The organism is Streptomyces sp. NPDC032126 (genome assembly GCF_055580085.1).
This window is the reverse complement of record NZ_JBVIMA010000006.1, coordinates 558,277-583,949: the sequence shown is the minus strand read 5'-3', so window position 1 is coordinate 583,949 and position 25,673 is coordinate 558,277. Positions and strand designations below refer to the sequence as shown.

Genomic DNA, 25,673 nt, shown 5'->3' with positions numbered 1-25,673 from the left:
GTCGTATGCCGCGGGCACCTAATATCTGTCCATGGCAGACGGTGGAGCGGTGACGACGGGTACGGAAGCGGCGGGCGGGGCCACGGGGTTCTGGGCGCCGGGGAGTCAGATCCTGTGGCGGTACCGGGAGAACGGCAGCGCGACGCGCTTCCACATCGCCCGCCCGGTCACCGTCGTCCGTGACGACGCCGAGCTGCTCGCCGTGTGGATGGCGCCGGGCACGCGGTGTGTGAAGCCGGTCCTCGCGGACGGCACCCCGCTGCACCACGAACCGCTCACCACCCGTTACACCAAGCCCCGATCCGTCCAGTACGACCACTGGTTCGGCACCGGCGTGCTGAAGCTGGCCCGGCCCGGCGAGCCGTGGTCGGTGTGGCTGTTCTGGGATCCGGGCTGGCAGTTCAAGAACTGGTACGTCAATCTGGAGGAGCCGCTGGTCCGTTGGGCGGGCGGAGTGGACTCCGAGGACCACTTCCTGGACATCTCGGTGCACCCGGACCGCAGTTGGCACTGGCGGGACGAGGACGAGTTCGCGCAGGCCCAGCGGGACGGCCTGATGGGCGCCGAACTCGCCGAGCGGGTACGGCAGGCGGGCCGGTCGGCGGTGGAGGTGATCGGCGCCTGGGGCCCGCCGTTCTCGGACGGCTGGCAGGACTGGCGCCCCGATCCGGCGTGGACGGTCCCGGCATTGCCGGACGACTGGGACCGTACTCCCGCGCACGTGTCCGCATGAGACCCTTGATGCGCCCCCGGGCATGAAACGTAGGATCGTCCTCCGCAAGGGCGCGAACCAACATCCCTGGGGCAACTCCTGGAGCAGGCGCCGAGTCTGACCGATCGTCACCGAGGGGCGGCAGGACGTGAGCGAGGGGTACGAGGGCAGTACCGGCAGGACGTCGTCCTCCGGCGACACAGGAACAGCCTCTGTTCACGCCGCCAATCCGTTCCTGGGACACGTATTGCGGGTATCGGCATTTCGGCGGGCGGAACCGCACAGGGGCCCTGACGGATGGATTCGACACGCGTGACGGAGCACCCGACCTCCTACGAGCGCCCCCAGGGCGTCGACCCCACGGATCCCCGCGGGGCGCTCCTGCATACCCCGGCGCCGGCCGCGAGCGCCGCCTTACCGGCGGGTTCCGAGCCGGAGCACTCCCAGCACTCGCAGCCCGCGTCCGCCGAACAGGACGCCCACCGGCCGCGGCCCGCGCCCGAGAGCATCCCGGCGCAGCCGGGCACCGAGGAGCGCGGAACCGGGCAGGAGCGGCGCACGGGGCAGAGCGTGCAGCCGGGCCGGCCCACGCCGATGCGGCGGGACGGGGACCGGCTGCGGTTCGTGGGTGCCGCCACCCGGCGGATCGCGCGCGGTCTGGACCTGGACGAGATCGTGATGGGGCTGTGCCGGGCCACCGTGCCGACGTTCTCCGACGCGATCCTCGTCTATCTGCGCGACCCGCTGCCGGTCGGCGACGAGCGGCCCGCGGGGCCCATGGTGCTGCGGCTGCGGCGCACCGACCGGATCCCGCTGGAGCGGGACACCGAGGCCGGTTTCGCCCAGCCCATGGTGCCGCCCGAGCCGCCGGAGCTGTCCGAGCTGTCGGCGGCGATCGCCGAGCTGTGCGAGGTGCGGCCCGGCGGGGCGCTCGCGGAGGTGCTGCGCGGGGTGCGGCCGGTGTTCGCCGACGCGCCCGCCGCCCGTGCCGCGCTGCCCGAACTCCTCGGGGAAGAGGGCGAGTTGGTCGTCCCGTGCGGGCAGCGGGCGATTCTCGCCCCGCTGCGGGGACGGCGTCGGGTGATCGGCGCGGCCGTGTTCATCCGGCGCCCCGACCGGATCGCCTTCGAGGGCGACGATCTGCTGGTGGCCGCCCAGTTGGCGACCCACAGCGCGCTCGGCATCGACAAGGCCGTGCTGTACGACCGTGAGGCGTACATCGCGGACGAGTTGCAGCGCACCATGCTCCCCGAGACGCTGCCCCGGCCCACCGGTGTGCGGCTCGCCTCGCGGTATCTGCCGGCCGCCGAGACCGCGCGGGTGGGCGGCGACTGGTACGACGCCATTCCGCTGCCCGGGAGCCGGGTGGCGCTGGTCGTGGGTGACGTCATGGGGCACTCGATGACCTCCGCGGCGATCATGGGGCAGCTGCGGACCACGGCGCAGACGCTCGCCGGGCTCGATCTGCCGCCGCAGGAGGTGCTGCACCACCTCGACGAGCAGGCCCAGCGGCTGGGCACCGACCGCATGGCGACCTGCCTGTACGCGGTCTACGATCCGGTCTCGCACCGCATCACGATCGCCAACGCCGGTCATCCGCCGCCGGTACTGCTGCATCTGGGCGGCCGGGCCGAGGTGCTGCGGGTGCCGCCGGGCGCGCCGATCGGGGTGGGCGGTGTCGACTTCGAGGCCGTCGAGCTGGACGCGCCCGCCGGGGCGACGCTGCTGCTCTACACCGACGGGCTGGTGGAGTCCCGCCTGCGGGACGTGGCGACCGGGATAGAGCAGTTGCGGGAGAAGCTGGCCGCGACCGCGCAGCTGACGGGGCCGGATCATCCGCCGCCGCTGGAGGCGCTGTGCGACGAGGTGCTCGACATGCTGGGGCCGGGTGACCGGGACGACGACATCGCGCTGCTCGCGGCGCGGTTCGACGGGATCGCGCCCAGTGATGTCGCGTACTGGTTCCTGGAGCCGGAGGAGACCGCGCCCGGGCAGGCCCGGCGGCTGGCGCGGCGCGCGCTGGACCGGTGGGGTCTTGAGGAGCTGAGCGACTCCGTGGAGCTGCTGGTGAGCGAGGTGGTCACCAACGCGGTGCGGTATGCCTCGCGGCCCATCACGCTGAGGTTGTTGCGGACCGATGTGCTGCGGTGCGAAGTGGGGGACGACGTGCCGCAGTTGCCGCGGTTGCGGCAGGCTCGGGCGACCGATGAGGGTGGGCGCGGGCTGTACCTGGTGAATCGACTCGCTCGGCGGTGGGGGGCTACTCGGCTCAGTACCGGCAAGGTTGTGTGGTTCGAGCTTGTGAGGCCGTAGGGGGCGCGGGTTGTTCTGCGGCGACGGGTCCGTTGTGGCTTGTCGCGCCCACGCGGCGGAGCCGCATATCGAATGCGGCCCCGCGCCCCTTTCGTTACTGACCGGGGTTGAAGAGGTTGGCCGGGTCTGTGCTGGGCGGGCCTGTGGGGGGTTGGGTCGTGGGGGCCTGGGTGGTCGGGGCCGTAGTCGGGGGTTGCGTCGTCGGCTGCTGGGTCGTGGGGGCCGTCGTCGGGGGCTTCGTCGTCGGGGCCTGCGTCGTCGGGGACTGCGACGGGGTCGAGGACGGGGACTGCGAGGGGGAGGCCGTCACCGTCGGCTGGACCGCCGCGCCCTGGTCCGTCTCCAGGTCGAACTTGGAGACCTTGGTGGAGACGCCGAAGGTGTACGCCGCCCAGATCTGCGCCGGGTAGCCACCGCCGTTGATACGGCCCTTGCCCGGGATCAGGCCCGTCGCGCCGGTCAGGGTGACCTGGGGGTGCGGGGGCTTGGCGGACTCGCCGAACAGGCCGACCGAGGTGACCAGGTCCGGGGTGTACGCGGTGAACCAGGCCGACTTGTTGTTGTCGGACGTACCGGTCTTGCCGGCGACCTTCTGACCGTTGCGCTCGGGGTTGTCCCGTACGGACTTCTTCGCCGTACCGTCGTCGACCACGCCGGTGAGGACCGAGGTGACGGCGTCGGCGGCGTCACGGCTGATCACCTGGTCGCCGATCGGGTCCGGGGCCTCCAGGGGCGTGGCGCTGTTCTCCGCCGACTTGATCAGCGTCGGGGTGACCTTCTTGCCGTGGTTGTCGAGGGTGGCGTAGACGCCGGCCATCTGCAGCGGGCTCGCGCCCATGGTGCCCAGGGTCTGCGCGGGCACCGCGGGCAGCTTCTCGGTGTCCATGCCGAGGTCGGAGGCGGTCTTGAGGACCTCCTTCATGCCGACGTCGACGCCGAGCTGCGCGAAGACGGAGTTGACCGACTTGTTCATCGCCGTCTGCACGGTGATGTCGCCGTAGTCCTGGTCGTCCTCGTTCTCCGGGGCGAAGCCGATGTCGCTGCCTACGACCGGGCGCTTGCTGGTGCCGTCGTAGACCGTGTTCGCCGTGATCTCCTTGCCGTCCTGCGTCTTGGCCTTCTTGTCGAGGGCCGCGGCGAGGATCACCGGCTTGAAGGTGGAGGCGGGCTGGTAGTCCACGCGGGTGGCGTTGTTCGTGTAGTGCTTGAGGTAGTCCACGCCGCCGTACATCGCGACGACCGCGCCGGTCTTCGGGTCCACCGAGACGGCGCCGGCCTGGACGTCGGCGTCCACCGAGCGCTTCTTCGGGTTCAGCTTGCTGGTGAGCTGGTCCTTGACGGCCGCTTCCAGCGCCTTCTGCTTCTTCCGGTCGATGTTGAGCGTGATCGTCCAGCCGCCGCGGCCCACCAGGTCCTCGGCGTCCTCCAGGTTCTCCGCCTTGCCCTGGGCGACCAGCTGCCGCTTGAGCTCGGCCTTGGCGGCGTTCACCAGGTAGCCGACCTGTCCGGCCTTGCCCGGGGCCTCCCTCGGCTCCTTGGGCACCGGGAACTTCATCGCGGCCCGCTTGGTCTTGTCGAGCCAGCCCTGCTCGACCATGTTGTCGAGGACGTAGTTCCAGCGGTTCTGCACGAGGCGCTTGCCGGTGTCGCTGGCGGCGGCCCAGTCGTACTGGCTGGGGGCCTGGAGCAGCGCGGCGAGGTAGGCGCCCTGCTCGACGCTGAGCTTCTCGGCGTCGACGCGGTAGTACGCCTGGGCGGCGGCCTGGATGCCGTACGCGCCGCGGCCGTAGTAGCTGGTGTTGAGGTAGCCGGCCAGGATGTAGTCCTTGGACTTCTCCCGGTCCAGCTTCAGCGAGATGACCAGCTCGTTCAGCTTGCGGGTGACCGTCTGTTCCTGGGTCAGGTAGTAGTTCTTGACGTACTGCTGGGTGATCGTCGAACCGCCCTGCGCGCCCCGGCCCATGACCGTGTTGAGGATGCCGCGCGCGGTGCCCTTCAGGTCGACGCCGGCGTCCTCGTAGAAGCTCTTGTTCTCGGCGGCGACGAAGGTGCGCTGGACGGGCTTGGGGATCTTGGCGAGGTCGACGTTCTCGCGGTTGAGGTCGCCGTCGCGGGTGAGGAGCGCGCCGTCGCTGTACCGGTAGATGTTGCTCTGCTTGAGCGCGTCGGCGTTCCCCTTCGGGATGTCGATCATCATGTACAGCACGATGAAGGCGCCGATGCCGAGCAGGCAGAAGCCTAGGAACGCGCCCAGGATCTTCTTCCAGGTGAAGATCCGGCGTATGAGGCTCTTGTTCTTCTTGCCGTTCTTGCCGCCCGGGGCGGCCTTGCCCTTGCCCCTGCCGCGCTGGGCGGCACGGCGCGCGGCCGCGCGGCCGCCCTCGGCGACCGCCGGCGAGGAGGCGTCCGGCGCCGACGCGCTGTGGCTCGCGGTCTGCTCCGACGAGCGGTTCCTGGGCGCGGCGCGGCGGCCACCGCGCTGTCGCGCTCGTCTCTCTTCCGCTCGTCCCATGAGTCCGCTCGCTCCGCTTTCTGCTCGGCAGTCACACCAGTGCCCGGGTGAGGTCAGCTCAGAAAGCTAACACCGCCCTCTATGACAAAGGGCCCGCGATCCGGGCTTTTCCGGGCGGGTACGGCGTGAGAATCAGCACGCCCTTCAAAGGAACCGACGTACGAGAGACGGCGAGGGTTGCTGCGGCGCGATAATGTGATATCACTTGGCTAGACCCAAGCTAGTAGCTCCACAGCTGGCGGACCCAAGCCAGTGCAACCGAGAACGGGGACCTCTCATGTCCGCATACGACACTCCGGCCGACGCCGACGCCGACGCCGACGCGCCCGTCATAACCGAATCCCAGGTCCGGGAGCTGCCCGCGCACAGCATCGGCGGCGGGTTCGCGCTCCTCCTCGGGCTGCTCGGGCTGCTGGCCGGCGCCGGGCTGATCGCGGCCGGGGCCGTGGCCACCGCCACCGGCGCCAAGGCGGCGCTGATCACCGTCGGAGTGCTGGTCGCCTTCGCCGCGTTCCTCGCGATGTGCGGGCTGAACACGGTCGCGCCCGGCGAGGCCCGGGTCGTACAGCTCTTCGGGCGCTACCGGGGCACCATCCGCGAGGACGGGCTGCGCTGGGTGAATCCGTTCACCTCGCGCACCAGGATCTCCACCCGGGTACGCAACCACGAGACCGCCGTCCTCAAGGTCAACGACGCCTACGGCAACCCCATCGAGCTCGCCGCGGTCGTGGTGTGGAAGGTGCGGGACACCGCGCAGGCCACCTTCGAGGTGGACGACTTCCTGGAGTTCGTCTCCACCCAGACCGAGGCGGCCGTCCGGCACATCGCGATCGAGTACCCCTACGACGCCCACGACGAGGGCGGGCTCTCGCTGCGCGGCAACGCCGAGGAGATCACCGAGAAGCTCGCCGCCGAGCTGCACGCGCGCGTGGCGGCGGCCGGTGTGCAGATCATCGAGTCACGCTTCACCCACCTCGCGTACGCTCCCGAGATCGCCTCCGCGATGCTCCAGCGGCAGCAGGCCGGTGCGGTGGTCGCGGCGCGGCGGCAGATCGTGGACGGCGCCGTCGGCATGGTCGAGGCGGCGCTGGCCCGGATCACGGAGCAGGACATCGTGGAACTGGACGAGGAGCGGAAGGCGGCGATGGTGTCCAACCTGATGGTCGTGCTGTGCGGGGACCGGGCACCGCAGCCGGTGCTCAACACGGGAACGCTCTACCAGTGACCTCGCCCGAAGAGGGCCCGGCCCCTCGGCGTCGGCCGCAGCAGCGCAAGCAGGTGCTGCTGCGGCTCGATCCGCTGGTGTACGACGCACTGGCGCGGTGGGCGGGCGACGAGCTGCGCTCGGCGAACGCGCAGATCGAGTTCCTGCTGCGCAAGGCGCTGAAGGAGGCCGGGCGGCTCCCGGGGGACGCCGGGCCGATCCCGCGCCGCGGCCGCCCGCCGGGGAAGGATCCGGGCCTGTAGCAGAACGGTGACAATCGGCCCTCACCTGCGCACCGCCACCCTTCGCTGACCACTGCACACGGCGCGTATACACGGGGCGTATACACCGCGTGTAGAGTCCTCCCCATGTCCATCGGCCACACCCTTCTAGGGCTCCTGGAATCCGGGCCCCGCCACGGTTACGACCTCAAGCGGGCGTTCGACGAGAAGTTCGGTCATGACCGGCCACTGCACTACGGCCAGGTCTACTCGACGATGTCCCGGCTGCTGAAGAACGGACTCGTCGAAGTCGACGCGGTCGAGGCGGGCGGCGGGCCCGAGCGCAAGCGGTACGCCATCACCGACGCCGGCGTCACGGACGTCGAGCGCTGGCTCGCGACCCCGGAGAAGCCGGAGGAGTACCTCCAGTCGACCCTCTACACCAAGGTCGTCCTGGCCCTGCTGACCCACCGCGACGCGGCCGACATCCTCGACACCCAGCGTGCCGAGCATCTGCGCAGCATGCGGATCCTCACCGACCGCAAGCGCAAGGGCGACCTCGCGGACCAGCTGATCTGCGACCACGCCCTGTTCCACCTGGAGGCCGACCTGCGCTGGCTGGAGCTGACCGCGGCCCGCCTCGACAAGCTGCGCGAGGCGGTGGTGACGCCGTGACCGCACCTCCGGGATCCCTCCTCGTCGCCGAGGGGCTGCGCAAGACGTACGGGCCCACCACGGCCCTGGACGGCGCCGAGTTCTCCATCCACCCCGGCGAGGTCGTCGCCGTCATGGGCCCCTCGGGGTCCGGCAAGTCCACGCTGCTGCACTGTCTCGCCGGGATCGTGACGCCCGACGCCGGGTCGATCCTCTACAACGGGCGCGAGCTGGCCACGATGAGCGACACCGAGCGCAGCGCCCTGCGGCGCACCGAGTTCGGGTTCGTCTTCCAGTTCGGGCAGCTGGTGCCCGAGCTGACCTGCGTGGAGAACGTCGCCCTGCCGCTCAGGCTGAACGGCGCCCCGCGCAAGGAGGCCGAGCGGACCGCCCTCGGCTGGATGGAACGCCTGGAGGTCGACGACCTCCGCAAGAAGCGGCCCGGTGAGGTCTCCGGCGGCCAGGGGCAGCGGGTCGCCGTCGCCCGGGCGCTGGTGACCGGTCCGCGTGTGCTGTTCGCGGACGAACCGACCGGCGCGCTCGACTCGCTCAACGGCGAGCGCGTGATGGAGCTGCTCACCGACGCGGCCCGCTCCACCAACGCGGCCGTCGTCCTCGTCACGCACGAGGCGCGGGTGGCCGCCTACTCCGACCGCGAGATCGTCGTACGGGACGGCCGGTCCCGGGACATGGAGCGGATCGTATGAACCTGCGGGTCTGGGCCCGGGATCTCGGCATGGGGGTGCGGTTCGCCTTCGCCGGGGGGCGCGAGGGATGGGTGCGGGCCCTTCTGACGGCCGTCGGCGTCGGGCTCGGGGTGGCGCTGTTGCTGCTCACGGCCGCGTTCCCGAACATGCTGCACGCCCGGGACGCGCGGGGCAACGCGCGCACCGACATCACCTACAGCAGCACCGGGCCGAACCGGGCCGCCGACAACACGCTGCTCGTCTCCGACGCCGACACCACCTTCCGGAACAAGGAGATCCGGGGGCGGGGTCTTGAGCCCGAGGGGAAGCGGGCGCCGCTGCCGCCGGGAGTGAGCGAGTTCCCCGCGGTCGGTGAGATGTTCGTGTCGCCCGCGCTGAAGCGGCTACTGGAGTCCGACAGCGGAAAGCTGCTGCGCGAGCGGCTGCCCGACAAGATCGTGGGGACCATCGCCGAGCCCGGGCTGGTCGGCTCCCAGGAACTCACCTTCTACCGGGGGGCCAAGGGGCTCGCGCCGCTGGTCGACGGCTCCAAGGTGGCCCGCATCGACCGGTACGGCGACCCTAAGCCGGTCGACGACGGGACCGATCCCGTTCTCGTCCTGCTGATCCTCGTCGTGTTCGTCGTGCTGCTCATGCCCGTCGCCGTCTTCATCACCGCCGCCGTGCGCTTCGGTGGCGAGCGGCGCGACCGGCGGCTGGCGGCGCTGCGGCTGGTCGGCTCCGACGGGCGGATGGTCCGCCGGATCGCCGCCGGTGAGGCGCTGGCGGGCGCGGTGCTGGGGCTGGCCCTCGGCACGGTCTTCTTCCTGATCGCCCGCCAACTGGTGGGCTCGGTCGAGGTGTTCGACGTCAGTGTGTTCCCGAGCGACCTCAACCCCTCCCCCGCCCTCGCCCTGCTGGTCGCCCTCGCGGTCATGGTGGCCGCGGTGGTGGTCACGCTGTTCGCGATGCGCGGAGTGGTCATCGAACCGCTCGGCGTGGTGCGCGCAGCGAAGCCCGCCCGCCGCAGGCTGTGGTGGCGACTGGTGCTGCCCCTGGCCGGTCTCGGGCTGCTCCTGCCGATGACGGGCATGGGCCGCGACAGCGGCTCCTTCAACGAGTACCAGGTCATCGGCGGCGTCCTCCTGCTGCTGATCGGCGTGACCGCGCTGCTGCCGTGGGTGGTGGAGGCGGTCGTCGCCCGGCTCGGCTCGGGCGGCGTCGCCTGGCAACTCGCCGTGCGCAGGCTCCAGTTGAGCAGCGGCACGGCGGCCCGGCTGGTCAACGGCGTGGCCGTCGCCGTCGCCGGGGCGATCGCCCTGCAGATGCTGTTCGCCGGCGTGGACGCGGACTACACGAAGGACACGCCGTACGACGTCACGAAGGCGCAGATGCAGGTGGCCCTGTCGAACGACGTGCCCCTCACTCCGGCGGTCGCGAAGTTCGAGGGGACCCAGGGTGTGCGCAAGGTCTACGCGTTCGGCGAGTCGTACCTGGGCGATCGGGCCGTGGAACCCGAGATGACCGCCGAGTTCACCGTCGGCGACTGCGCGTCGCTGCGTGAGACGGTCACGCTGCCCTCGTGCGAGGACGGTGACGTGTTCGTCGTCAAGAAGCCCGGGGACGACGAGTACACCCGGAAGCTGGCGCAGCAGCCCGGCCGGGCGCTGTACCTGGACCCGAGGTACGCGGACGATCCGAAGCACCCGGACTACGTCTGGACCGTGCCGCGGGGCATGAAGCAGGCGGTGTCCCGCGAGGACATGTCGGGCCGGGAGCGCGCCGGCTTCCTGGTCACACCGAAGGCGCTGGCCGCCTCGGTCGCGCCGGCCATCCGCGGGCAGATCTACCTCCAGGTCGACAGGTCCGTGCCCGACGCCGAGGACCACATCCGCAACACCGCGGCCGCTCTGGACCCGATGTCGCGGCCCTGGACCTGGTCCTCGACCGAGACGTCCAACCGGTACGCATCCATCCGCACCGGCCTGTTCGTCGGCGCCGTGTGTGTCCTGGTCCTGATCGGGGCGAGCCTGCTGGTGTCCCAGCTGGAGCAGTTGCGCGAACGCAGGAAGCTGCTGTCGTCCCTGGTCGCCTTCGGCACCCGGCGGCGCACGCTGTCCCTGTCGGTGCTGTGGCAGACGGCGATCCCGATCGCGCTGGGGCTGCTGCTGGCGTCCGCAGTGGGGATGACGCTCGGCGCGGTGCTGCTCAAGATGACGGACACGCCGATCGGGGTGGACTGGGTGAGCGTGCTGTCCATGGTCGGCGTCGGCGCCGCGGTCGTCATGGCGGTGACCCTGCTCAGCCTGCCGCCGCTGCTGCGGCTGCTGCGGCCGGACGGACTGCGCACGGAATAGCGCACGGAACAGCGCATGTGCCCGAAGGGCCCCTCGGCTCCGCCGCCGAGGGGCCCTTCGCCGTCGTTCACAGCTGGTACTCCCGCACCACCCTCCGCACCTGCGCGAACAGCATGCCCGCGTTCACGGACTTGCGGCACACCACCACCGCGACGACGTCCTGCTGCTCGTTCATCCGCACGAACAGATGGGTGAGGTTCTCGCTGTTGACGAGGATCTCCTGGAAGAAGTGGTTGTCGTTGCTGATGCCGCGCCGCTCCTTGAAGACGTCCTCGATCATCACGACCGTGCGCCCCTGGAACAGGTCGAGGGTCGCGCCGGCGAGTAGGTCCAGGACCTCCGGCGGGTGGTTGTCGACGGTCTCGTACGACAGCAGCATGCCGGTGGACATGTCGACGACACCGGCCGCGACACAGTCCGGGGCGTCCGAGCGCAGCGACTTCACCAGGCCCATCACCTGGTCCGAGAAACCTGCCGTCATCCGCTTCGTGGCCATCGGTCACACCCCTTCCGTGGCGCGGTCGGTGAGGATCGCGCCGATCCTGTCCAAGGCCGGCTGGGTCGCCGTGTGCAGCCGGTCCATGTCCACGCCCTCGTCGCCGAGGACGACCATGAGCGCGGTGTCGCCGACCGCGTAGAAGGCGGCGCAGCCGTGGCTGCCGTAGGTCACCGTCCGGTGCAGGGAGCCGCGGTCGGTCGCCTCGGCGGTACGGCGGGCGAGGCCGAGGCCGGCGGCGGCGAGGGCGGCGAGGCCCTCCGGGTCGATGGAGTCGGCGGTGTCGGCGGCGATGAGCAGTCCGTCGGCCGCCGCGAGGGCCGTATCGGTGACGCCGGTCACCTGCTCGCGCAGGCCGCGCATCTCCCGCGCGAGGGCTTTGTGGTCCATGGGTGCAACTCCCCTGAATCTGATCGCATGTGATCGGGCGGTTTCCGTGGGGGGTTCGAGTGGCGGTTTTCGTGGGGTCTCTGGCGTGGGTTCGCGTGAGCTGTCGCTCGCTATCTCGCCGGGTGGTTCCGTAGCCGGAAGAACTCCTTCCAGCCGCTTCCCGAGCGCTCCGGTGCGAGGACCTCGTTGACCCCGCTCGCCCCCGGGCTGCGGCGCGGCAGCTCGGCGGGTCCCGGGGGCGGGGCGGGGGGCGAGGGCGGGGTGCGGGGGCGGACCCCGTCGCCGCCCGGGGGCAGCCGGACCGGGATGGGGTGGGGCGCCGTCACGCACCCCAGGAATCCCTCGGCGAGCATCCGGGACACCTCGACGGTGACCGTGTACACCCCGCGCCCGGTGCGGAAGGCCAGGTCGCGGCAGGTGCGTCGGCCGTCGGCGTGGGCGAGCAGCTCGCGCTGGAGCGCGGAGAGACGCTCCCCGGCCCAGGACGGCAGCGCGGGCACCGGCCGTTCCCGGTCGGGCGCCACGGGGTACGGCAGTTCGGCGAGGGCGGTGAGCTTGCGGCAGGCGTCCTGGAGCACTCGGGTGGGCGGTTCGCCGACGGCGATCCGGGCGGGGCCCGGCCGGCGCTCAGGACCGCGTTCGCAGCCGTCCACGCTGCCCGCGACGACTGCGAACGCGGCGTCCTGGAGCGCCATCGCGCACACCACCCGCAGTTGGGCGGCGCCCGCGTAGCCATGGGCGACGAGCCCGGCGACGGGCCAGCGCGCCCCGCCCGCCTCACGCACCAGACCCGCCCACTCCTCGCCGCCGACGCGTCCGGAGCGCAGCAGGAGTGCCTCGGGTCCGGGCGCGCCCGGCGACTCGACGGCGACGACGAGTCCCCCGCGCAGATGGAAGATGCCGCCGGGGGAGCCGGACACCCGCAGCTCCCCGGTGAACTCCTCGCGCCCGCACGCGGCCAGCGCTGCTGCCAACCCCGACATCACTCCCCTTGGACTTTTCGCACATGCGCCTGAGGCGTAGCGCTGAGGGGTGTAGGTGTATCAGCGGTTCGGCATATGCAGCCTCTGTTCCTCGCTTCCTGACGTCAGTTGACGGAAGTTGGATCGCGGCGGCGCCCAATTGAGCTTCGCCGTAAGCCCATTTGAAAGAAAACTCACGCGTCGCCGTCGAGCACCCGCACCGGCAGCGGCCGCAGTGCCTCGCGCAGGGCGGCGGCCAGTTCGGCGTACTCGGCGCCGCGTGCCGCGCCGGTGCGCATGGCGAGGGCGACCCGGCGGGTGGGGGCGGGCTCGGCGAAGGAGGCGGTGAGGAGCTGGCTGCTGCGGGTGGTCTCCACGCGGAGCGCGGTGCGCGGCAGCAGGGTGCAACCGAGGCCGCCGGCCACGAGCTGGACGAGGGTGGCCAGTCCAGCGGCCGTCGTGGTCACCGGGGCGTCCTCGCGGCCCGCCTCCCGGCAGATGTCGAGGGCCTGGTCGCGCAGGCAGTGGCCCTCGTCGAGGAGGAGCAGATGGAGCTCCTTCAGGGCCTCCCGGGGGACGCCCTCGCGGCCGCCGAGCCGGTGGTCGAGCGGGGTGACGAGCACGAAGTCCTCGTCGAACAGCGGGAGTTCGACGACGCCGGGCACGCCGAGGGGCACGGCGAGCAGCAGCAGGTCGAGGCGGCCGGTGGTCAGGCCCTCGACGAGGGTGGCGGTCTGCTCCTCGTGGACCTGGAGGTCGAGGTGGGGGTAGCGGTCGTGGACGAGGTCGATGACGGTGGGCAGGAGGTACGGCGCGACGGTGGGGATGACGCCGAGCCGGAGCACGCCGGTGAACGGGGCCCGGACCGCCTCCGCCTCCTCCATCAGCGCCCCGACCTCGTCGAGCACCGCCTTCGCGCGGACGGCGAGGCGCTCCCCGGCGGGCGAGAGCAGCACCTTGCGCGTGGTGCGCTCCAGGAGGGTCACGCCGAGGGTCTCCTCCAGGGCGGAGACGGCGCCCGACAGGGCGGGCTGGCTCATGCCGATGGCGGCGGCCGCGTCCCGGAAGTGCAGATGCTCGGCGACGGCCGCGAAGGCGCGCAGCTGCGCGAGGCTGGGCTGTCGCCGCCTGCTCGTATTACCAACGGTCACTGATAGCTACCTCCGATCAACACGACCAAGTGTAGCTATTTCCCTAATCAATGCACCCTGTGCCAGGATCGGAAACCGTCCAACCCATGGGAGACCCCCGACACAATCGGACGTTTCCCCGCTGCAAGGAGAGCCTGTGCTCACTGTCGGTGACAAGTTCCCCGCGTTCGAACTGACCGCCTGCGTCTCGCTGGAGAAGGGCAAGGAGTTCGCGACGATCGACCACAAGACCTACGAGGGCAAGTGGAAGATCGTGTTCGCCTGGCCGAAGGACTTCACCTTCGTGTGCCCGACCGAGATCGCGGCCTTCGGCAAGCTGAACGAAGAGTTCGCCGACCGTGACGCCCAGATCCTCGGCTTCTCCGGTGACTCCGAGTTCGTCCACCACGCCTGGCGCAAGGACCACGACGACCTGCGCGACCTGCCGTTCCCGATGATGGCGGACTCCAAGCACGAGCTGATGCGCGACCTGGGCATCGAGGGCGAGGACGGCTTCGCGAAGCGCGCGGTCTTCATCGTCGACCCGAACAACGAGATCCAGTTCTCCATGGTGACCGCCGGCTCCGTCGGCCGTAACCCCAAGGAGGTCCTGCGGGTCCTGGACGCCCTGCAGACCGACGAGCTCTGCCCGTGCAACTGGAGCAAGGGCGACGAGACGCTCGACCCGGTCAAGCTGCTGGCCGGTGAGTGAGGCATGTCCCTCGACTCCCTGAAGTCCGCCATACCGGACTACGCCAAGGACCTGAAGCTCAACCTGGGCTCGGTCATCGGCAACTCCGACCTGCCGGCGCAGCAGCTGTGGGGCACCGTGCTGGCGACCGCGATCGCCGCCCGCTCCCCCCGCGTGCTGCGTGAGCTGGCGCCGGAGGCGAAGGAGAACCTGTCGCCCGAGGCGTACATGGCCGCGAAGGCCGCCGCCGCGGTGATGGCGATGAACAACGTCTTCTACCGGACGCGCCACCTGCTCTCCGACCACGAGTACGGCACCCTGCGCGCCGGTCTGCGGATGAACGTCATCGGCAACCCCGGGGTCGACAAGGTCGACTTCGAACTGTGGTCGTTCGCGGTCTCCGCGATCAACGGCTGCGGGCTGTGCCTGGACTCGCACGAGCAGGTGCTGCGCAAGGCGGGCGTGGAGCGCGAGGTGATCCAGGAGGCGTTCAAGATCGCCTCGGTGATCCAGGCGGTGGGGTCCACCCTGGAAGCGGAAGCTGTGCTGGCGGACGTCGAGTAGGCGCCGTCGCTCTTACGGGCCCCGCTCACCCCTGGTGGGCGGGGTCCTGCGCGTTTGCGTCGCCGTCTCCGGGGGCTGCGCCCCCGGGCCCCCCTTCGGCCTGAACGGCCTCGTCCTCAAACGCCGGACGGGCTGAATTCTCCGGGCCGGCGTCGGCAGGTGACTGCTCCTGCTCCAGCGCATACGCCCGTAGATATCCGACGACCGTGTTCGTCACCGCCACCAGCGGTACCGCGACCACCGCGCCGCCGATGCCCGCGATCATGCCGCCCGCGGCCACGGACAGCACGACCGCCAGCGGGTGGACCCGTACCGCGCGGCCCAGGATGAACGGCTGGAGGATGTGGCCCTCGATCTGCTGCACCGCCAGCACGACCACCAGGGTCATCACCGCGGTGAACACGCCCTGTGTCACCAGGGCCACGACCACGGCGAGCGCGCCGGAGGCCACCGCGCCGACGAGCGGGATGAAGGAGAACAGGAAGATGAAGACGGCGAGCGGGACGGCCATCGGCACGTCGAGGAAGTAGATGCCGATGCCGATGAAGGTGGCGTCGATCAGGGCGACCAGGACCGTGCCGCGCACATACGCGGTGAGCGTGGCCCACGCGCGCGGACCGGCGCCTGCGACACCCGGGCGGGCGGCCGCGGGAACCAGCTTCAGCGTCCACTCCCAGATGCGCTTGCCGTCGTAGAGCAGGAAGAGCGTCGAGAAGAACGCCAGCAGGATGCCGGTGAGGGCCTCGACGACGACCTGGACGCCCTCCAGGCCGGCCGAGGTGATCTGGTCGGTGTTGGCGCCGATCGCCTCGCGCAGGTTCTTGGCGATGCCGTTGATCTGCTTGTCGGTGACGTGGAAGGGGCTGTCGAGCAGCCAGCGGCGCAGGTCGTCGATGCCGTCCTGGACCTGGTCGGAGAGATTGTCGATGTTCTCCATGACCTGCCAGGTCACGAACCAGCCGAGCAGGCCGATGACGACGAAGCCGAGGATCGCGGTGAGCGCGGTCGCCAGGCCCCGCGGCACCCCGGCCCGCTTCAGCCGGGCCACCGTCGGCTCCAGCAGGGCGGTCAGCAGCAGGGCGACCACGAAGGCCAGCACGACCAGCTGGACGGCGCTGATGACGCGCATCAGCACCCACACGGTGCCGGCGAGCACCAGCAGGCGCCAGCCGGCCTCGGCGGCGACCCGGACGCCCCAGGGCACGGCGTCGGCCGGGTCGGTGCGCGGTGCGCGCGGCCGGGGGTCGGCGGGCGGTCTGCGGTCCTCGGGGGGCGTCACGGGGGAGGACGGAGCCGGAGCCGGGGGCTCGGTCTGCTCCCGGGTCTCCCGCTCGACCTCGGCGCGGCGCTCGTCGAGCCGCTCACCCATCTCGGTGAGCCCCGCTCCGAGCCGGCCGAGCCACCCTGGCACTCGCGACATGATCCGCCCTCTTCCCCCGTGTCCCCGGGTGCTCCCCACCACTCCCCCCTGGAGTCGTCGGTCTCGACCGTACAGGGCGACAGCCCCTCCCCTTAGGACGGGGAGGGGCTGTCGAGGGTTGAGAGAGAACGGAGGCTCAGTAGGAGCCGTTGGCCTGCCAGTAGGCCCAGGCGTCGCAGGGGCTGCCGTAGCGCTCGTTCATGTAGTTCAGGCCCCACTTGATCTGGGTCGCGGGGTTGGTGCGCCAGTCGGCGCCGGCCGACGACATCTTCGAGCCGGGGTAGGCCTGGACGAGCCCGTAGGCGCCGGAGGAGGGGTTGACGGCCTGGTAGTTCCAGCCGGACTCGTGGTTCACGATGTTGCTGAAGCACTGGAACTGACCGCCGGGCACCATCTGCTGGGCGATGGCCCTGACCTCGGCGGCCGTGTACGAGGCCTGCTGGGGGAAGCTGCCGCTGGTGGCCTTGGTCTCGGTCTGGGCCTCGGTCTCGGCCTTCTCGCGTTCCTTGGCTTCCTTCTCGGCCCGCGCCTTCTCCTCGGCGGCCTTCTTCTTCGCCACGGCGTCCACGGCAGCCTGCCTGCGGGCCGTCTCCTCCGCCGTCCGCTTCGCCACGGCGTCCGCGGCGACGGCCTGGGCGTCGGCCTGCCCGCTGAGGGAGGCCGACTGCACGTCCGCCTGTTGGCCTACAGGTAAGTCCGCGAGGAGGACGCCGTCATCCGCGGTCGCCTGGGCGTCGGCGTCGGTCTGGGCGCCCGCCTGGGCGACTCCCATGACGGCGCCGACCGTGGTGACCGCGGCGGCCGAGGCCACGGCGAATCCGCGGGCGGAATTCCGGCTCACACTGGTTCCTTCTGCTGAGGCGACAGATGAAAGGAGGTGCGGCCGGAGCCGCGCGGGCTCAGTACCAGTGGTTGGCCTGCCAGAACGACCAGGCGCCACAGGGGCTGCCGTAGCGGCCGTTCATGTAGTTGAGGCCCCACTTGATCTGCGTGGCCGGGTTGGACTGCCAGTCGGCACCCGCGGAGGAGTACTTGGACGCGGGCAGGGCCTGGAAGAGGCCGTAGGCGCCGGAGGAGGCGTTGACGGCGTGGTAGTTCCAGCTGGACTCGTGGTCCACGATGTTGCTGAAGCACTGGAACTGGCCGCTGGGCACCATCTGGCGCGCCATGGCCTGGATCTCGCTGACCGAGTAGGAGCTCTGGATCGGGAAGTCACCGGCGCTGCGGCTGGCCTTGAGCTTGGCCTCGGCGCGCTCCTTGGCGAGCTTCTCGGCCGCTTCCTTCTTCGCGACGGCGGTCTCGGCCGCGGCCTTGCGGGCCAGTGCCTCGGCGTCCTTCTTGGCGCTCTCGTCGGCGGCGATGGCCTGGAAGCTGGCCTGCTGCGTCAGGGACGCGGCCTGCACCTGGGCCTGCTGGCCCTCGGGTATGTCCGCGAGGAGGGTGGCGTCGCTTCCTGCCGCCTCCGCGTCGTTGTTCTGGGCGACGCTGCCCGAGGCAACGCCGACGACGCTTCCGACAGCGGTGACCGCCGTGGCCGAGGCCACTGCGAATCCCCGGACCGAGATCCGGCTCACACGGTTTCCTTCCAGCATCGCCCGCTTCGGTGACCCTGGCGGACGCAATCGTGCCCCTGGCGCTGGCCTCCCAACTACGGGGTCACGGAGGCGCGGGCCCGGTGGACAACTCCCTGGACGGAAGTGCCGCGTGGTGCTCGGGCGGCATACGACGTCGCTATGGAGTTGGTGCTGATGCTGCTGTGGCGCCGGACCGCTGGGGGTACGGCTGTGTCGTATGCGGGGCCTGACAGGAGTGAGACTCTGCCGTAACCATCCATCGCAAGGCAATTCCGAGGTGAGTGTGAAAGCTCACATCCCGTTTGGCCCTGGGGATTTCATCGAACGCACACATGCGTCGGCGCCGCCCCGCTAGGCTCTCGGCCTTTGCGGGACGGCGCCGACGGTGTGCCGATGCCTTGCCAATACCCCTTTAGATACTGCTCTCTTCGAGCATTTCGGTCACAAGGGCGGCAATCTGGGACCTCTCGGACCGGGTCAGCGTGACATGGGCGAAGAGCGGGTGTCCCTTCAGCTTCTCGACGACGGCGACGACACCGTCGTAGCGGCCGACGCGCAGATTGTCCCGTTGTGCCACGTCATGGGTCAGAACGACCCGTGAATTCGCGCCGATTCGGGAGAGAACGGTCAGCAGGACGTTCCTTTCGAGCGACTGCGCCTCGTCGACGATCACGAACGCGTCGTGCAGGGAGCGGCCCCGGATGTGGGTCAGCGGAAGGACCTCCAGCATGCCGCGGGCGGTGACCTCCTCGATGACCTCCCGACTGGTGACCGCCGACAGCGTGTCGAAGACCGCCTGCGCCCAGGGGCTCATCTTCTCCGCCTCGGAGCCGGGCAGATAGCCGAGCTCCTGCCCGCCCACCGCGTACAGCGGCCGGAAGACCATCACCTTCTGGTGCTGACGGCGCTCCAGCACCGCCTCCAGACCCGCGCACAGCGCCAGCGCCGACTTTCCGGTGCCGGCCCGGCCGCCCATCGAGACGATGCCGACGTCCGGGTCGAGCAGCAGATCGAGCGCGATGCGCTGCTCGGCGCTGCGGCCCTTGATGCCGAACGCCTCCCGGTCGCCGCGCACCAGACGGACGTTGCCCTCGGGTGTCACCCGGCCGAGCGCCTTGCCGCGCTCGGACTGGATGGTCAGTCCGGTGTGCACGGGAAGGTCCGCGGCCTCCGGTACATAGAGGTGTCCCTCCTCGAAGAGGATGTCCACCTGCTCGCCGGGCAGGGTCAGCTCGGACATTCCGGTCCAGCCGGAGTTCTCCGTGATGGCGAGCTCGGCGCGGTACTCCTCGGCGAGCAGGCCGACCGAGGACGCCTTGATCCTGAGCGGAAGGTCCTTCGAGACGACGGTGACGTCGAACCCCTCGGCCTGCAGATTGCGGGCGACCGCGAGGATGCGTGAGTCGTTGTCCCCCAGGCGGTAGCCGGTGGGCAGCACGCTGGGGTCCGAGTGGTTGAGCTCGACACGGACGGTCCCGCCGAGTTCCCCGATCGGGATGGGGGCATCGAGACGGCCGTACCGCACCCGGTAGTCGTCGAGCAGGCGCAGGGCCTGCCGGGCGAAGTAACCGAGTTCGGGATGGTGCCGCTTGGCCTCCAGTTCCGTGACCACGACGATGGGGAGCACCACTTCGTGCTCGTCGAAACGGGTCAGGGCGCTCGGGTCGGCCAGCAGGACGCTGGTGTCGAGAACGTAGGTGCGCCGGTCTGGCTTGTGGCGCTTTGTGCTGGTCACCACGGAAGGACGTACCCCCTCGGATGAGGTCGGGGAGCGACGAGGAGTAACTGGACCGGTCTCTGGTCCCGCTGCACCGCGGGCCGAGGACCGGCCCTTCGCTGCGTCCGTGCTGACCGCACGTTCGGGCTGGTGCAAAGGGCCTCCCGGGCGGACGGCCCCGTGCCGTCCGCTGAGGATGCGACACCCGTGGTTCGGGCGTCGACCTGACTGGCTTATGCCCTCGAACATGCGGTGCCATGCCAGCACATATGACGGCGCCGCGATGAACTCCTTGTGACGTCCGCGGGTTACGTCCCCGGTGAAAGGGGGTACGCGGGGTGCCCCGGTGGGTCCTCAGCCGCCGTAGCGGCGGTGGCGGGCCGCGTAGTCGCGCAGCGCGCGCAGGAAGTCGACCTTGCGGAAGGCCGGCCAGAACACCTCGCAGAAGTAGTACTCCGAGTGCGCCGTCTGCCACAGCATGAATCCGGACAGCCGCTGCTCGCCGCTGGTGCGGATGACGAGGTCGGGGTCGGGCTGGGCGCCGGTGTAGAGGTGCCGGCCGATCATGTCGATGTCGACGGACTCGGCGAGGTCCGCCATGCCGATGCCCTTGTCGTGGGCGTCGAGGAGCATCGAGCGGACGGCGTCGGCGATCTCCTGCCGGCCGCCGTATCCGATGGCGACGTTGACGAGTATGCCGTCGACGTGGGCGGTGGCCTCCTCGGCCTCCTTCAGCGTGTGCTGCATGTCGGCGGGCAGGAGGTCGGGCGTGCCGACGTGGTGGACGCGCCAGCGGCCGTCGGCGGCGAGGGTGCGGACGACGTCCTCGATGATGCCGAGGAGGGGGGCGAGTTCCTCCGGGGCGCGCTCGAAGTTGTCGGTGGACAGCATCCAGAGGGTGACGACCTCGACCTCGGTCTCACTGCACCAGCCGAGGAACTCCTCGATCTTGTCGGCGCCGGCCCGGTGGCCGTGCACGGTGGAGGAGCCGGCGGCCTTCGCCCAGCGGCGGTTGCCGTCCATGATGACGCCGATGTGCTTGGGCACCTGGGTGTGGTCCAGATGGCCTTCCACCCGGCGGGCGTAGAGCCTGACCAAGAGGCTGCGCAGGCTGTCGCGCAGGTTCACGTGTTTCAACCCCTCCTGTGCGGATGCGGCCCCCGCGGTGCCGAGGTTACCCCGGGGGTCGGGCCGCGCGGTGTCGGGCGCCGACCCGAGGGCCTCGGAAACGGGGGCGAAAAAACGGGCCGGTCCGTGGGGGGGAGACGGACCGGCCCGAGGGGGGGCTTCCACCATAACCCTTCGTAAGTGATGCTGCGTGCATTGCCGCCCGACAACTACTCTCCGGAGTCGCGCGGCGACGCGCTGAGGGGGGTGAAAAGGGCTGTTCACAGGGTGTTCATGGCCGAAACTCAGCCGAATCCCGGGGTCCCTCCGATGGGCGACCCCAGTCGCGAACGATCGCTTGACGGGCGCGCCACCGCGCAGCCCCCTCCTCTGCGCGGTGACGCCCGCGCAGCTTTGCTTACGCGAATTGCCTTGGTCTGAACCTACGTGATGGTCCTGATGTGACGCGAGGGGTTCCTGATAACGATGTGGACACCCCGTGAAGCCCTGGGGATGGCTCCCCGGGCAGGTGAGGCGATTGTTCCCTTTAACCGCGGGAGGGTCGTCGATGCGGTCCGGCGTCGGGTTATGGCACGCAGGCTCCGGCGGATCTGCCTACGGCGGGCCGGTGCGCGGGGACGGGAGCGGCGGCTCCTCACCGGTCCGGGGCCCCGGGGTACGGATCCGGCCGAAATGGACACGGCGCCCACGCGGGGCCCTGCCCGCCCGCCCAGGACCCGGGCCGGGGCTCGGCTACGACCGGACCAGGGGCCGTACGTCCTCGGCGACGAAACGGAGGAAGCCCTCGGGGTCGGGTTCGTCGGCGGTGGGGAGGAGGATCACGCTGTCGGCGCCGGCCTCGGCGTAGCGCTGGACGGCCTCGGCAACGTCGGACGCGTCCCCGGCGACTCCCAGACCCGGCGTGGCGCCGAGGCCGACGGCGTCGAGTTCACGGCGGAGCCGGGGGCGGGCGTCGGGACCGGTGGCGGCGAGGAGATAGACGACGACCTTGTGCGCTCCGGCGTCCCGCCCGGCGGCGGCGCGCCCCTCGTCGATGGTCCTGCGGGCCTCGCGGACGCGCTCCGGTGTGACGACCTCGTTGAGCACGGTGCCGTCGGCCACCTCGCCCGAGAGGCGGATCGTACGGGGCCCGATGGCGCCGACGAGGATCTCGGCGGGCTCCCCCGGCGGCCAGTCGAGGGCGACGTCGTCCAGCGTGACGTACCGGCCCTTGGTGGTGACCCGCTCGCCGGCGAGCAGCGCCCGCAGGGCGACGACGTACTCCCGCAGCAGCGTCATCGGCGATTCGACGCGGGCTCCCACCTGGCCCATCCAGTCCTGCACGCCATGCCCGACGCCGAGGACGACGCGGCCGGGGAACATCCGGTGCAGGGTGGCGGCCTCCATCGCGGTGATGGCGACGTTCCGCAGCGGCACGGGGAGCAGTCCCACCCCGACCCGCGCCCTCTCCGTCCAGGCGAGCACGGCGGCGGCCGAGGAGATACCGCCCTCCCGGAAGCAGTCCTCCCACAACCACAGCTCCTCCAGCCCGGCCTCGTCGACGATCCGGGCGACCTCGCGCAGACGCTCCGGAGGCAGCTGGGGGCGGAAGATGGCGCCGATGACAGTCATGGACGCCTTCCTATCGGGCGTCCGTAACGGGTTCAAGCCGTTTATGACCTGGTGTCAATCACCGGATGAGGGAAGGAAGCTGCTGAGGAACGGGAAGAGGAAGAGGTGGGGTGGGCGTGGGGCGACGGCGCTGGGTCGACGGGCGGGGGACGCTGATCGTGCACGGGGCGACGGAGGTGGCGGTGGTCCCCCTCGAGATCGCCACGTCGTACCGGGCCAGGACGCGGGGCCTGCTGGGGCGGGACGCCCTGACCGGCGCGCTGCTCCTCTCCCCCGCCAACAGCATCCACACCTTCCGGATGCGGATGCCGATCGATGTCGCCTATCTGGACCGCCGGTTGAGGGTCGTCGCGGTACGGACCATGCGGCCGGGACGGCTGGGGATGCCCCGGCTGCGGGCGCGGCACGTACTGGAGGCTGAGGCGGGGGCCATGGCGGGGTGGGGGCTGCGGGCCGGGGTGCGGGTGTCGGTCCAGGCACAGGACGCCGTCTAGGAGGTGGTGGGGCCGAGGGCCGGGGGCTTGAGGTGGTCGCCGGACGGGACCACGTCGTCGGTGTCCCACTCGGGGTCGTAGGCGCAGGGCGCGGACGCGCCGCCGGTGAAGTACTCGCTCTCCGGGTCCCATGAGAAGGCCATGCGCTCGGCGCCGTCGTTCCGCTGCGCGTACAGGGCCCAGTCCTGGCCCTGCGCGGCGGCCTCGCGGTACGACGTGATCGTCCAGCCGGAGTCCTTCAGATGCCGGTGCAGCCGGCGCAGCCCGGGGACGGCCTCGCTCGCCGGGACGTGGTCCAGCGCCCAGCTGTGGCTCAGCTGATAAGCGCCGTCGACCGTCTTGTCGTCCAGGCCCAGCGGGCCGCCGTCGTAGCAGTAGCCCGAGTCGAACGTGTTCTCCGGGGTGACACCGACCCGCTCGACACCCGGCCGCACGGTGCGCCGGAAGCCCATGACGTCGTACGCCTCCTGCGAGCGCTGGAAGGCGCGGTCGGCCATCTCCTCCGGGGCGGCGCGGGGGAAGTCGGTCGATCCCTGCGCGTGCCAGGCGAGCGTGACGATCAGGACCAGGACGGCGAGGAGGGGTATGCCGATGAGTGCGGCGCAGCCCCAGCCGGCGGCCCTGAGGGCGGGGTGGGCGGGGGTGCTCTGCGGGGTGGTGTCCTCTGGCATACGAGGACGGTAGGGCGGGTGGTGGGGGCGGCGGATGGGCGCGGGCGCCTGGGGCACGGTGAGTACCCGTACTCAATTCCGGGCGGGGCTCAGCTCGTGCGGGGGAAGGTGATCTCCACGCGGCGGTTCTTTCTGCGGCTCTCCTCCGTGGTGTTGGACGCGATGGGGTACTGCTCGCCGTAGCCGCGTACGTCGAAGGTGACGCGGGGGTCGTTCAGCTGCTCGTCCAGGAGCGCCTGGACGGCGTTGGCCCGCTGACGGGACAGGATGTCGCCGTGGGCGGCGGAGCCCAGGTTGTCGGTGAAGCCGAAGACCCTGACGCGGGTGGCGTTCTGCTTCCTGATCTCCTCGGCGATCGCCGCGACGCGGGCCTTCGAATCGCCGCTCAGCGTCGCGCTGTCCTTGGCGAACAGCACCTCGGCCTGGAGCGCGAACTTCACATCGGCGTTGGTGTCCTCCCGCCGCTCCTCACCGCCCTGGTCCTCCACGACCTGCTTGATGTCCAACACCTTGGCCTGCGCGAGCGTGGCCCCTTCGGGGAGCTTGAGGTCGGGGTCGTTGGGGTCTACCTGGACGGGGGCGGTGGGGGTGGGTTCGGTGCCGGGGGGGACGCTCGGCGAGTCGTCCGCTCGGGCGGCGTTCGGGAGCAGGAGCAGGGTGGTCGTCGCGAGGATCAGGGTCAGGCGGTTACGGGTCATGGGTGACTCACCCTCACCCGGAGATCTGGATGGTGGCGGCGGCGAACGTGGGGAGCTGGAAGGTGACTTCGGTGGTGCCGGCGGGGGGTGCGGGGAACTGCATGAAGACGGCCAGGGATTCGCCGGGCTTGAGGGAGGAGAACCCCGTGGTGGTGAGCGGTCGGCCGTCCGTGTCCCGCAGCACGTAGTAGCGCTTCTTGGCCTTGCTGTCCACCAGGGTCGCACCGCCGAGCGACATGCCGTGACGCAGGATCTCCGTCTCGTTCCCCCGTACCGCCGCCGGCACGGTGATCCGCTGGGCACCGTCGTTCTTGAGGGTGCCGCTCACGGTGACGAAGCCTCCGGAGTCGCGTTGGGCGGACGTCACCTGGAAGATCAGGCCGTCGGCCCCCTTCAACTCCGCCAAGGGCTCGTCATCGCTGCCTTCCTGGGTGTTCGGCTTGGACCCGCCCTCCCGGGAAGTGGACGCCGAAGAGCCCGACTTCTTGTCGTCATGGCCGCCGGAGCCTCCGCAACCGGCCACGCCGAGGGCCAGACCGGCCACGACTGTCAAGGCGACCACCCCCCTCTGGGCCTTCGCCGTGAACCGAATCCTCATGCCTCTGCTTCCTTCGTCACTCGTCGTTCGCATGTCAGTCGACCAGGTGGACGTCGAAGAGATCCTGGGGCTCCGGGAGATCGGTCAGTTTCTCCGGATCGAGTCGCCAGACAACTCCGTCGTCACCACAGGTGAGTTCCGGCAGAACGTGATCACCCGAGTTCTCGTCAGGGGGGTCGAACGTGCAGAGCGACTCGATCGTGGCGGTGGCGGTTGCCCTGGACCGGAACTTCTCCGTACCGGGGACGACGCTGTGGCCGACCGACTCGTTCGTCCGGACCTCGACGTGATAGCGCAGGAGACCTTCGGGGGTGCACTCCGCGCTCGCGTGGTTCTCCTCGGCGAGTTCGTACGCCCGGGGGCACGACGACATCACACCCTCGGCGTCACCGGCGAAGATCTCTCCCCACTTCTTCGGATCGAGGACGTTCTCCACCCACTTGCCGGCAAGTTGGTCCCGGGTGTCCAGGGCCGCCGCCAGCGCCGCCGCGTCGGCCGCGGTCTGTGCCCCGTTCCTGTTCGCACCCGCCTGGCCGACCGCGAGGTAGGCCAACGCGAGAAAGAGCAGACCCGCCACCACCGTGATGTAGATGGGGAAAGCCTGCCCTGCGTCGCCCAGCCCTCGTGCGCTCGTCAGCCGCCGGTGACCTCGGCGATCTTGTCGGTGATCGCCGTGTAGATCGTGTTGCCGATGTCCGTCCCCGTAATGGCCAGCACAATCGCCACCACCACCGCGATGATCCCCAGGTACTCCACCGCCGTCTGCCCCGCGTCCCCCCGGCCGGGCCTGCGGGTGAGGCGGGAGCGTAGGTGCGTCGCAGTGGTGTTGAACCAGTTGCTCATGGGGGTGTCCTCCGGTAGCCGTGCCGC

The 25,673-nt window shown here is 70.6% G+C and carries 26 protein-coding genes; 10 read left to right on the top strand and 16 right to left on the bottom strand.

Features of this window, described 5'->3' with window-relative positions:
- Window positions 1–31 precede the first annotated feature (31 nt).
- Complete coding sequence (gene fomD, locus ACZ5NW_RS25030; RefSeq protein ID WP_468746113.1) at window positions 32–733, top strand: cytidylyl-2-hydroxypropylphosphonate hydrolase; 702 nt, start codon at window positions 32–34, stop codon at window positions 731–733.
- A 276-nt stretch (window positions 734–1,009) separates the two neighbouring features.
- Window positions 1,010–3,025 carry a SpoIIE family protein phosphatase gene (locus ACZ5NW_RS25025; protein ID WP_468746112.1) on the top strand — a complete coding sequence of 672 codons (2,016 nt, stop codon included), beginning with the start codon at window positions 1,010–1,012 and terminating at the stop codon, window positions 3,023–3,025.
- Window positions 3,026–3,119: 94 nt separating this feature from the next.
- On the opposite strand, the gene ACZ5NW_RS25020 is transcribed toward ACZ5NW_RS25025, so the two are convergent.
- Complete coding sequence (locus ACZ5NW_RS25020) at window positions 3,120–5,537, bottom strand: transglycosylase domain-containing protein (RefSeq protein WP_468746111.1); 2,418 nt, start codon at window positions 5,535–5,537, stop codon at window positions 3,120–3,122.
- A gap of 277 nt (window positions 5,538–5,814) precedes the next feature.
- On the opposite strand from ACZ5NW_RS25020, the gene ACZ5NW_RS25015 reads away from it, so the two are divergent.
- The 5 genes from ACZ5NW_RS25015 (at window position 5,815) to ACZ5NW_RS24995 (ending at window position 10,659) form a co-directional block, all read left to right on the top strand.
- Complete coding sequence (locus tag ACZ5NW_RS25015; RefSeq protein WP_468746110.1) at window positions 5,815–6,762, top strand: SPFH domain-containing protein; 948 nt, start codon at window positions 5,815–5,817, stop codon at window positions 6,760–6,762.
- The gene (locus ACZ5NW_RS25010) at window positions 6,759–7,004 is read left to right on the top strand and encodes a type II toxin-antitoxin system antitoxin (protein WP_468746109.1); all 246 of its coding nucleotides are present in this window, start codon (window positions 6,759–6,761) and stop codon (window positions 7,002–7,004) included. The genes ACZ5NW_RS25015 and ACZ5NW_RS25010 overlap by 4 nt, the downstream gene beginning before the upstream one ends.
- 105 nt (window positions 7,005–7,109) lie before the next feature.
- Entirely contained in the window at window positions 7,110–7,637 is a 528-nt protein-coding gene (locus ACZ5NW_RS25005; RefSeq protein WP_468746108.1) for a PadR family transcriptional regulator, read from the top strand.
- Window positions 7,634–8,323, top strand: a complete 690-nt coding sequence (locus ACZ5NW_RS25000) for an ABC transporter ATP-binding protein (protein WP_468746107.1) — start codon at window positions 7,634–7,636, stop codon at window positions 8,321–8,323. Before ACZ5NW_RS25005 ends, ACZ5NW_RS25000 begins: the two co-directional genes overlap by 4 nt.
- Complete coding sequence (locus ACZ5NW_RS24995) at window positions 8,320–10,659, top strand: ABC transporter permease (protein WP_468746106.1); 2,340 nt, start codon at window positions 8,320–8,322, stop codon at window positions 10,657–10,659. The genes ACZ5NW_RS25000 and ACZ5NW_RS24995 overlap by 4 nt, the downstream gene beginning before the upstream one ends.
- Window positions 10,660–10,726: 67 nt before the next feature.
- On the opposite strand, the gene ACZ5NW_RS24990 is transcribed toward ACZ5NW_RS24995, so the two are convergent.
- From ACZ5NW_RS24990 to ACZ5NW_RS24975, 4 genes are all read right to left on the bottom strand, one after another.
- Window positions 10,727–11,155 (bottom strand): hypothetical protein, encoded by a 429-nt coding sequence (locus ACZ5NW_RS24990; RefSeq protein ID WP_468746105.1) that lies wholly within the window; start codon window positions 11,153–11,155, stop codon window positions 10,727–10,729.
- Window positions 11,156–11,158: 3 nt separating this feature from the next.
- Window positions 11,159–11,545 (bottom strand): roadblock/LC7 domain-containing protein, encoded by a 387-nt coding sequence (locus tag ACZ5NW_RS24985; RefSeq protein ID WP_468746104.1) that lies wholly within the window; start codon window positions 11,543–11,545, stop codon window positions 11,159–11,161.
- Window positions 11,546–11,655: 110 nt separating this feature from the next.
- The gene (locus ACZ5NW_RS24980; protein WP_468746103.1) at window positions 11,656–12,528 is read right to left on the bottom strand and encodes a MarR family transcriptional regulator; all 873 of its coding nucleotides are present in this window, start codon (window positions 12,526–12,528) and stop codon (window positions 11,656–11,658) included.
- A gap of 173 nt (window positions 12,529–12,701) precedes the next feature.
- Window positions 12,702–13,658 carry a LysR substrate-binding domain-containing protein gene (locus ACZ5NW_RS24975; RefSeq protein ID WP_468746102.1) on the bottom strand — a complete coding sequence of 319 codons (957 nt, stop codon included), beginning with the start codon at window positions 13,656–13,658 and terminating at the stop codon, window positions 12,702–12,704.
- A gap of 136 nt (window positions 13,659–13,794) precedes the next feature.
- Between ACZ5NW_RS24975 and ACZ5NW_RS24970 the strand changes: the two genes are divergently transcribed.
- Complete coding sequence (locus tag ACZ5NW_RS24970; RefSeq protein ID WP_468746101.1) at window positions 13,795–14,349, top strand: peroxiredoxin; 555 nt, start codon at window positions 13,795–13,797, stop codon at window positions 14,347–14,349.
- A gap of 3 nt (window positions 14,350–14,352) precedes the next feature.
- Window positions 14,353–14,892 carry an alkyl hydroperoxide reductase gene (locus ACZ5NW_RS24965; RefSeq protein ID WP_468746100.1) on the top strand — a complete coding sequence of 180 codons (540 nt, stop codon included), beginning with the start codon at window positions 14,353–14,355 and terminating at the stop codon, window positions 14,890–14,892.
- Window positions 14,893–14,917: 25 nt separating this feature from the next.
- On the opposite strand, the gene ACZ5NW_RS24960 is transcribed toward ACZ5NW_RS24965, so the two are convergent.
- The 6 genes from ACZ5NW_RS24960 to ACZ5NW_RS24935 form a co-directional block, all read right to left on the bottom strand.
- Window positions 14,918–16,312: an AI-2E family transporter gene (locus ACZ5NW_RS24960; RefSeq protein ID WP_468746099.1), complete on the bottom strand. Its 1,395-nt coding sequence runs from the start codon at window positions 16,310–16,312 to the stop codon at window positions 14,918–14,920.
- A gap of 136 nt (window positions 16,313–16,448) precedes the next feature.
- Window positions 16,449–17,153, bottom strand: a complete 705-nt coding sequence (locus ACZ5NW_RS24955; protein ID WP_468746098.1) for an aggregation-promoting factor C-terminal-like domain-containing protein — start codon at window positions 17,151–17,153, stop codon at window positions 16,449–16,451.
- Window positions 17,154–17,211: 58 nt separating this feature from the next.
- A complete protein-coding gene (locus ACZ5NW_RS24950; RefSeq protein WP_468746097.1) occupies window positions 17,212–17,886 on the bottom strand; it encodes an aggregation-promoting factor C-terminal-like domain-containing protein in 675 nt (224 codons plus the stop codon).
- Between the two features lie 412 nt (window positions 17,887–18,298).
- Window positions 18,299–19,624 carry a PhoH family protein gene (locus ACZ5NW_RS24945; RefSeq protein WP_468746096.1) on the bottom strand — a complete coding sequence of 442 codons (1,326 nt, stop codon included), beginning with the start codon at window positions 19,622–19,624 and terminating at the stop codon, window positions 18,299–18,301.
- Window positions 19,625–19,957: 333 nt separating this feature from the next.
- Window positions 19,958–20,731, bottom strand: coding sequence for an isoprenyl transferase (locus ACZ5NW_RS24940; protein WP_468746095.1), 774 nt, complete (start codon window positions 20,729–20,731; stop codon window positions 19,958–19,960).
- Between the two features lie 732 nt (window positions 20,732–21,463).
- A complete protein-coding gene (locus ACZ5NW_RS24935) occupies window positions 21,464–22,342 on the bottom strand; it encodes an LLM class flavin-dependent oxidoreductase (RefSeq protein ID WP_468746094.1) in 879 nt (292 codons plus the stop codon).
- Between the two features lie 116 nt (window positions 22,343–22,458).
- On the opposite strand from ACZ5NW_RS24935, the gene ACZ5NW_RS24930 reads away from it, so the two are divergent.
- Window positions 22,459–22,836: a DUF192 domain-containing protein gene (locus tag ACZ5NW_RS24930; RefSeq protein ID WP_468746093.1), complete on the top strand. Its 378-nt coding sequence runs from the start codon at window positions 22,459–22,461 to the stop codon at window positions 22,834–22,836.
- On the opposite strand, the gene ACZ5NW_RS24925 is transcribed toward ACZ5NW_RS24930, so the two are convergent.
- The 5 genes from ACZ5NW_RS24925 to ACZ5NW_RS24905 form a co-directional block, all read right to left on the bottom strand.
- Complete coding sequence (locus tag ACZ5NW_RS24925) at window positions 22,833–23,507, bottom strand: hypothetical protein (RefSeq protein ID WP_468746092.1); 675 nt, start codon at window positions 23,505–23,507, stop codon at window positions 22,833–22,835. The genes ACZ5NW_RS24930 and ACZ5NW_RS24925 overlap by 4 nt on opposite strands.
- Window positions 23,508–23,596: 89 nt before the next feature.
- The gene (locus tag ACZ5NW_RS24920; protein ID WP_468746091.1) at window positions 23,597–24,205 is read right to left on the bottom strand and encodes an OmpA family protein; all 609 of its coding nucleotides are present in this window, start codon (window positions 24,203–24,205) and stop codon (window positions 23,597–23,599) included.
- 13 nt (window positions 24,206–24,218) lie between these two features.
- Window positions 24,219–24,803: a hypothetical protein gene (locus ACZ5NW_RS24915; protein ID WP_468746090.1), complete on the bottom strand. Its 585-nt coding sequence runs from the start codon at window positions 24,801–24,803 to the stop codon at window positions 24,219–24,221.
- 34 nt (window positions 24,804–24,837) lie between these two features.
- Window positions 24,838–25,440, bottom strand: coding sequence for a pilus assembly protein TadG-related protein (locus tag ACZ5NW_RS24910; RefSeq protein ID WP_468746186.1), 603 nt, complete (start codon window positions 25,438–25,440; stop codon window positions 24,838–24,840).
- A complete protein-coding gene (locus ACZ5NW_RS24905) occupies window positions 25,437–25,646 on the bottom strand; it encodes a Flp family type IVb pilin (RefSeq protein WP_468746089.1) in 210 nt (69 codons plus the stop codon). Before ACZ5NW_RS24905 ends, ACZ5NW_RS24910 begins: the two co-directional genes overlap by 4 nt.
- Between the last annotated feature and the right edge of the window lie 27 nt (window positions 25,647–25,673).